Annotated in this window: 5 protein-coding genes, 1 tRNA gene and 1 rRNA gene; 2 read left to right on the plus strand and 5 right to left on the minus strand. The window is 68.6% G+C overall.

All coding sequences use genetic code 11. The features are described 5' to 3' along the window. The first annotated feature begins 234 nt into the window (after positions 1-234). The gene (locus tag J2851_RS23505; protein WP_209769264.1) at positions 235-1,893 is read left to right on the plus strand and encodes a thiamine pyrophosphate-binding protein; all 1,659 of its coding nucleotides are present in this window, start codon (positions 235-237) and stop codon (positions 1,891-1,893) included. 310 nt (positions 1,894-2,203) lie between these two features. Beyond that, positions 2,204-3,709, plus strand: a complete 1,506-nt coding sequence (gene amaB / locus J2851_RS23510; RefSeq protein ID WP_209769266.1) for an L-piperidine-6-carboxylate dehydrogenase — start codon at positions 2,204-2,206, stop codon at positions 3,707-3,709. Positions 3,710-3,788: 79 nt separating this feature from the next. Here amaB and J2851_RS23515 read toward each other — a convergent pair whose 3' ends face one another. From J2851_RS23515 to rrf, 5 genes are all read right to left on the minus strand, one after another. Further along, positions 3,789-3,986, minus strand: a complete 198-nt coding sequence (locus tag J2851_RS23515) for a hypothetical protein (protein ID WP_209769268.1) — start codon at positions 3,984-3,986, stop codon at positions 3,789-3,791. Positions 3,987-4,113: 127 nt separating this feature from the next. Further along, a complete protein-coding gene (locus tag J2851_RS23520; RefSeq protein WP_209769270.1) occupies positions 4,114-4,683 on the minus strand; it encodes a hemerythrin domain-containing protein in 570 nt (189 codons plus the stop codon). Between the two features lie 71 nt (positions 4,684-4,754). Beyond that, the gene (locus J2851_RS23525) at positions 4,755-5,714 is read right to left on the minus strand and encodes a DMT family transporter (RefSeq protein WP_209769272.1); all 960 of its coding nucleotides are present in this window, start codon (positions 5,712-5,714) and stop codon (positions 4,755-4,757) included. A 155-nt stretch (positions 5,715-5,869) separates the two neighbouring features. Then, a tRNA-Met gene (locus J2851_RS23530) sits at positions 5,870-5,946 on the minus strand. 86 nt (positions 5,947-6,032) lie between these two features. Continuing rightward, a 5S ribosomal RNA gene (gene rrf / locus J2851_RS36740) occupies positions 6,033-6,109 on the minus strand; the annotation flags it as partial.

Genomic DNA, 6,109 nt, shown 5'->3' on the forward strand with positions numbered 1-6,109 from the left:
TCCTTTCCGGTCCATTAGACCAAGATGTGTGCATACCGTAGCGCGAAGGCGGGGATCTAGGAAACTCCGCCATTAAGCGGCTGAGATGGCCTGGATTCCCGCCTTCGCGGGAATGACGGAACTGGGTAGGCACCATCTTTGTGACGTTCTTTGTGTTCTTTGTGCCTTTGTGGTGAATCGGCAGACAACAGCGACCCGCCCACACACCAGTTCACACAGAGGAACCCGCCCGCCATGAAGACCGGAGGCCAGTTGATCGTCGAGGCGCTGGAGGCGCAGGGCGTCGAGCGCGTGTTCTGCGTGCCGGGCGAAAGCTACCTCGCCGTGCTGGACGCGCTGCACGACAGTTCCATCCGCACCATCAACGCCCGCCACGAGAGCGGCGCCGCCATGATGGCGGAGGCGGAGGGCAAGCTGACCGGCCGGCCGGGCATCTGCTTCGTCACCCGTGGCCCCGGCGCCACCAACGCCTCCCCCGGCGTGCATGTGGCGCAGCAGGACAGCACGCCGATGATCCTGTTCATCGGCCAGATCGAGCGCGGCATGCGCGGGCGCGACGCCTTCCAGGAGGTGGACTATACCCGCATGTTCGGCGGCATGGCCAAGTGGGTGGCCGAGATCGACAGCGCCGACCGCGTGCCGGAGATGATCAGCCGCGCCTTCCACACCGCCATGGCCGGCCGGCCCGGCCCGGTCGTTCTGGTGCTGCCGGAGGACATGCTGGTGGAGACGGCCGACGTCGCCCCCGCCCACCGCGCCGAGCCGGTCGACAGCGCCCCCACCCCCGCCCAGGTCGCGGAGTTCGGGCTGCTGCTCGCCAACGCCAAGCGCCCGCTGGTCATCGCCGGCGGTTCCCGCTGGACGGAGGAGTCGGTGGCGGCCCTGCGCGCCTTCTCCGAGGCCTTCGCCCTGCCCGTCGCGGTCACCTTCCGCCGGCAGATGCTGTTCGACCACACGCACCCGAACTACGCCGGCGACGTCGGCCTGGGCATCAACCCGAAGCTGGTCGGGCTGGTGAAGGACGCGGACCTGATCCTGCTGCTCGGCGGCCGCTTCTCCGAGGTGCCGTCGCAGAGCTACGCGCTGCTGGGCATTCCGGAGACCGGCAAGACTCTGGTCCACGTCCATCCGGGGGCGGAGGAGCTTGGCCGCGTCTACCGGCCGGACCTCGCCGTCAACGCCACGCCGGGCGCCTTCCTGGAGGCCGTCGCCGGGCTGGCGCCGCCCGCCGCCCCCGCGTGGATCGGTCAGGCGGAGGCCGCCCACGCCGCCTACGGCGCGTGGAGCGAACCGCCGACCAGCGGCCCCGGCGCGGTGCAGATGGGCAGCGTCATGGCCTGGCTGCGCGACAGCCTGCCGGACACGGCGACCCTGACCAACGGCGCCGGCAACTACGCGACCTGGATCCACCGCTTCTGGCATTTCCGCCGCTTCGGCACGCAGGCGGCGCCGGTCTGCGGCTCCATGGGCTATGGCCTGCCCGCCGCCATCGCCGCCAAGCTGCTGCATCCGGAGCGCGACGTGCTGTGCTTCGCCGGCGACGGCTGCTTCCAGATGACCGGGCTGGAGTTCGGCACCGCCGTGCAGGAAGGCGCCAACGTCATCGTGCTGGTCGTCGACAACGGCATGTACGGCACCATCCGCATGCACCAGGAGCGGGAGTATCCGGGTCGCGTGTCCGGCACCGCGCTGAAGAACCCGGACTTCGCGGCGCTGGCCCGTGCCTATGGCGGCCACGGCGAGACGGTGGAGCGCACCGAGGACTTCGCCGCCGCGTTCGAGCGGGCGCGGACTTCCGGTTTGCCCGCCATTCTCCATATCAAGCTCGACCCCGAGGCCCTGACGCCCAGCCGGACCCTGTCCGAGATCCGCGCCGGCGCCTTGAAGCGATGAACGACCAGCGATAAACGACCGAACCGAATTCGCAGCCACCTTTCGATCGTCATCCCCGCGCAGGCGCTACGGTATGCACACATCTTGGTCTAACGGACCGGAAAGGACCTTTCTCCGTCATTCCCGCGAAGGCGGGAATCCAGCCGTATCAGGCGCTTAGCGTCAACGTTCTGGATCCCAGCCTTCGCTGGGATGACGAAGAAAGACCCTTTCCAAGCAATGGCTTGGGAAATGTGTTCATACTTTAGCGCCTTCGCGGGGATGACGAAGCGATAGGGTGGTTGCCAGCAAGCCCTTGAGGAACTCCATTATGCAGCACAGCGACCTTCTCTCCCGCCTCGGCCTGGAGCTTCCCGCCGGCGGTTCCGGCTTGGCCGTCCGTTCGCCGGTCGACGGCGCGTCGCTCGGCACCGTGCCGGTCACCGCGGCCTCCGAGATCCCGGACATCGCCGCCCGCTCGCAGCGCGCCTTCGAGGCGTGGCGCAACGTCCCGGCCCCGCGCCGCGGCGAGCTGGTCCGGCTGCTCGGCGAGGAGCTGCGCGCCGCCAAGGAGGATCTCGGCCGGCTCGTCACGCTGGAGATGGGCAAGATCGTCCAGGAAGGCCTGGGCGAAGTGCAGGAGATGATCGACATCTGCGACTTCGCGGTCGGCCTGTCCCGCCAGCTCTACGGCCTGACCATCGCGTCGGAGCGGCCGGGCCACGCCATGCGCGAGACCTGGCACCCGATGGGCCCCTGCGCGGTCATCTCCGCCTTCAACTTCCCGGTCGCGGTCTGGTCGTGGAACGCCGCCCTGGCGCTGGTCTGCGGCGACCCGGTGATCTGGAAGCCGTCGGAGAAGACCCCGCTGACCGCGCTCGCCTGCCAGCGCATCTTCGAGCGCGCCGTGGCGCGCTTCGGCAGCGACGCCCCGGCCGACCTGCTGATCGTCGTCAACGGCGGCCGCGACGTGGGCGAGGCGCTGGTCGCCAGCCCGCTGGTGCCGATCGTGTCGGCCACCGGCTCCACCCGCATGGGCCGCGAGGTCTCGGTCAAGGTGGCGGAGCGCTTCGGCCGCTCGATCCTGGAGCTGGGCGGCAACAACGCGATGATCGTGGCCCCCACAGCCGACCTGGAGATGGCCGTGCGCGCCATCGTCTTCTCCGCGGTCGGCACCTGCGGCCAGCGCTGCACCACGCTGCGCCGGCTGATCGTGCACAAGGACGTTCGCGACGCCCTGCTGCCGCGCCTGAAGGCGGCCTATGCCTCCGTCTCCATCGGCAACCCGCTGGAGGCCGGCGTTCTGGTCGGCCCGCTGAACGACAAGGGTGCGTTCGAGGGCATGCAGCGCGCGCTGGAGCAGGCCAAGGCCGACGGCGGCGTGGTGACCGGAGGCGAGCGCGCGCTGGCCGACCAGTATGCCGACGCCTGGTACGTGAAGCCGGCCATCGTCGAGATGCCGGCCCAGACCGACATCGTCCGGCACGAGACCTTCGCCCCGATCCTCTACGTCCTGACCTACGAGACGCTGGAGGAGGCCATAGCGCTGCAGAACGCGGTGCCACAGGGCCTGTCCTCCTGCATCTTCACCACCGACATCCGCGAGGCGGAGACCTTCCTGTCGGCGGCCGGCAGCGACTGTGGCATCGCCAACGTCAACATCGGCCCGTCGGGTGCCGAGATCGGCGGTGCCTTCGGCGGTGAGAAGGAGACGGGCGGCGGGCGCGAGTCCGGCTCCGACAGCTGGAAGGCCTACATGCGCCGGCAGACCGCCACGGTGAACTACTCCAAGGCCCTGCCGCTCGCCCAGGGCATCAAGTTCGAGATCATGGGCTGATCGTCCAGGATCGCTGAACAGAAAAAGGGCCGCCCGATCCCCCGGGCGGCCCTTTCCATTTGGGCTGGATTTGTCCGCTTCAGGCGGCCTCGGACTGAAGCCGCGTGGGGTTGGCGTGTTGCGGGTTCGAGCGACGCAGATGCTCGGCAATGGGGGTAAGCTGCGCCAGAACCTGGTCCCGGGTCAGGCGGTCGCGCCGAAGCACGGCCTGGGCCACGGGATCGTTGAGCAGTTCGGCAACGCGGCAGCGCCACGTCTGCTTGGGCAGTCCGTTCATTGCTGTTCTCGTTGCTGTGGGGCCAAAGGTGCCGGCCGTCCCCGGCGGCTGCACCGTACGCGCAGCATGTTACAGTTCGACGCGTACGGCCCGTGTTATTTCGGGTACCTGGACGTCCAGTGTACGCCTACAGCAGCAGCGCCTTTTCCCGTCGTACGCTCCCCGACAGCCGCGAGATGGCCCGCCGGCCCAGCGCGTCGCGCAGCTTCGGGAAGTCGATCGCCTCCTCCTGGTGGACGTGCTCGGCGATCAGCATCTTCAGCTCGGTCACGCGGCCCAGCCAGTTCGGGTCGTCCTTCGGCATCCGCTCCAGCGCGGAGAGGTGCATCTTCATGTCGGCGTGCTCGCCGTAAAGCCGCCGGGTGTCGCCCTCCTCGTGCGCACGGTCGTGGAGCAGCGGGTAGACCACGTCCTCCTCGGCGAGCGCGTGGGCGGCGAGACGGCGCTTCAGCCGCAGCAGGAGCTGCGTGCGGCGGAAGGTCGCGTTCTGCGGCGTCTGCTCCATTTCGTTCAGCAGAGCCATGATGTGGCGGTGGTCGTCGGCGAGCGCCGCGAAGGGGTCGCGCCCCGACACCGACCCGGCGGCCTGCGCGAACAGCGGCGGCAGCAGGCGGCTGGCGACCAGCGCCACCACCGCGCCGCCAGCGAAGGCGGCCATGCCGCCCGCGGACAACAGTCCGGATCCTCTCCTGGCCATGGAGCCCGTTCCTCCTGTTCTGGGAATTGTTGGACAGGCAACCAACAGGCTGGGAGGGGAGGCGTTGCGGGCTATGTCGCCGTGGAGGACGCGGCCTCTGCGGACGCCACCGCCGCTCGGCCTTTCCTCTGTTCGCGGTGGAAGATGTACAAGCCGCTGCCGACGATGACGAGGCCGCCGGCCAGCGTGGTGGCGCTGGGCACCTCGCCGAAGACCAGCAGGCCGTACAGAACCGCCCAGACCAGCGAGGTGTAGCCGAAAGGCGCCACCGTCGCCGCGTCGGCCGCCGTGTAGGCGCGTATCAGGCAGAAGTGGCTGCAGGCCCCGATGGTGCCCAGCAGGACCATCAACGCCACGGCCATCAAGTCCGGCGTCACCCAGTTCCAGGGAAGGGCCGCGCTGCACATCAGCGTGCCGGCGAGGCTGGTGTAGAAGAAGGTGGTCATGGTCGGGTCGCTGCCGCGCAGGACCCGCGTCACGATCTGGTACAGCGCGTTGCACAGTGCCGCCGCCAGCGGCAGCAGGATGAACCACTGGAAGGTCAGGCTGGCCGGCCCGATGATCAGCATCGCGCCGACGAACCCGGCCAGCACGCCAAGCCAACGCCGCCACCCCACCCTCTCCTTCAGGATCGGGACCGAGAGCACCGTGACGAACACCGGCGCCGCGTTGGCGATGGCGGCCACGTCCACGAACGGAAGCAGACGGTAGGACAGCGCGGCCAGCAGGGTGAGCACGCCCAGCAGCGCGGAGCGGAGGATCTGCACGCCCGGCCGTTGCGACCGCATGGACTGGGGCGAGCGGATCGACAGGAGGACGAAGGCGATCAGGAAATGAACGGCGAAGCGCGCCCAGGCGACCTCGACGATCGGGTAGGTCTGGACCAGGACACGCATGGTCGCGTCCTGCGTGACGAACAGCAGCGTGGTCAGCACCATCCACGCAATGCCCGCCCTCGCGGACGACCCGGCTCCGGACGATCCAGATGGCACGGCAGCCGCAGCGGACGCCGTCTTCTCGGCAATCGACATCGTATCCAGGGTTCCTTATCCGGCGGACGCAATGGGCACGCCCACCCTGACGCACAGGGGCGCCGGGGTCAAATGCACTCCTGGTATATCAGTTGGCACACAGAACTGTTGGACAACAAAAAAGCCCGTCCGGCGCTGCGCCTGACGGGCTGATTTGGTTGCGGGGGCAGGATTTGAACCTGCGACCTTCAGGTTATGAGCCTGACGAGCTACCGGGCTGCTCCACCCCGCGGTTGTGGGGTCGGGACGCTGTGAAGACGTGTGCAAGTGACGGTGTGTAACCGGTCCAATCGGAAGGGCTTGGCGTGTGCCGTGGTGACCTGGCGGCGACCTACTCTCCCACGTCTTGAGACGCAGTACCATCGGCGCTGAGGCGTTTCACGGCCGAGTTCGGA

The organism is Azospirillum rugosum (assembly GCF_017876155.1).
In the GTDB taxonomy this organism is placed as follows: Bacteria; Pseudomonadota; Alphaproteobacteria; order Azospirillales; family Azospirillaceae; genus Azospirillum; species Azospirillum rugosum.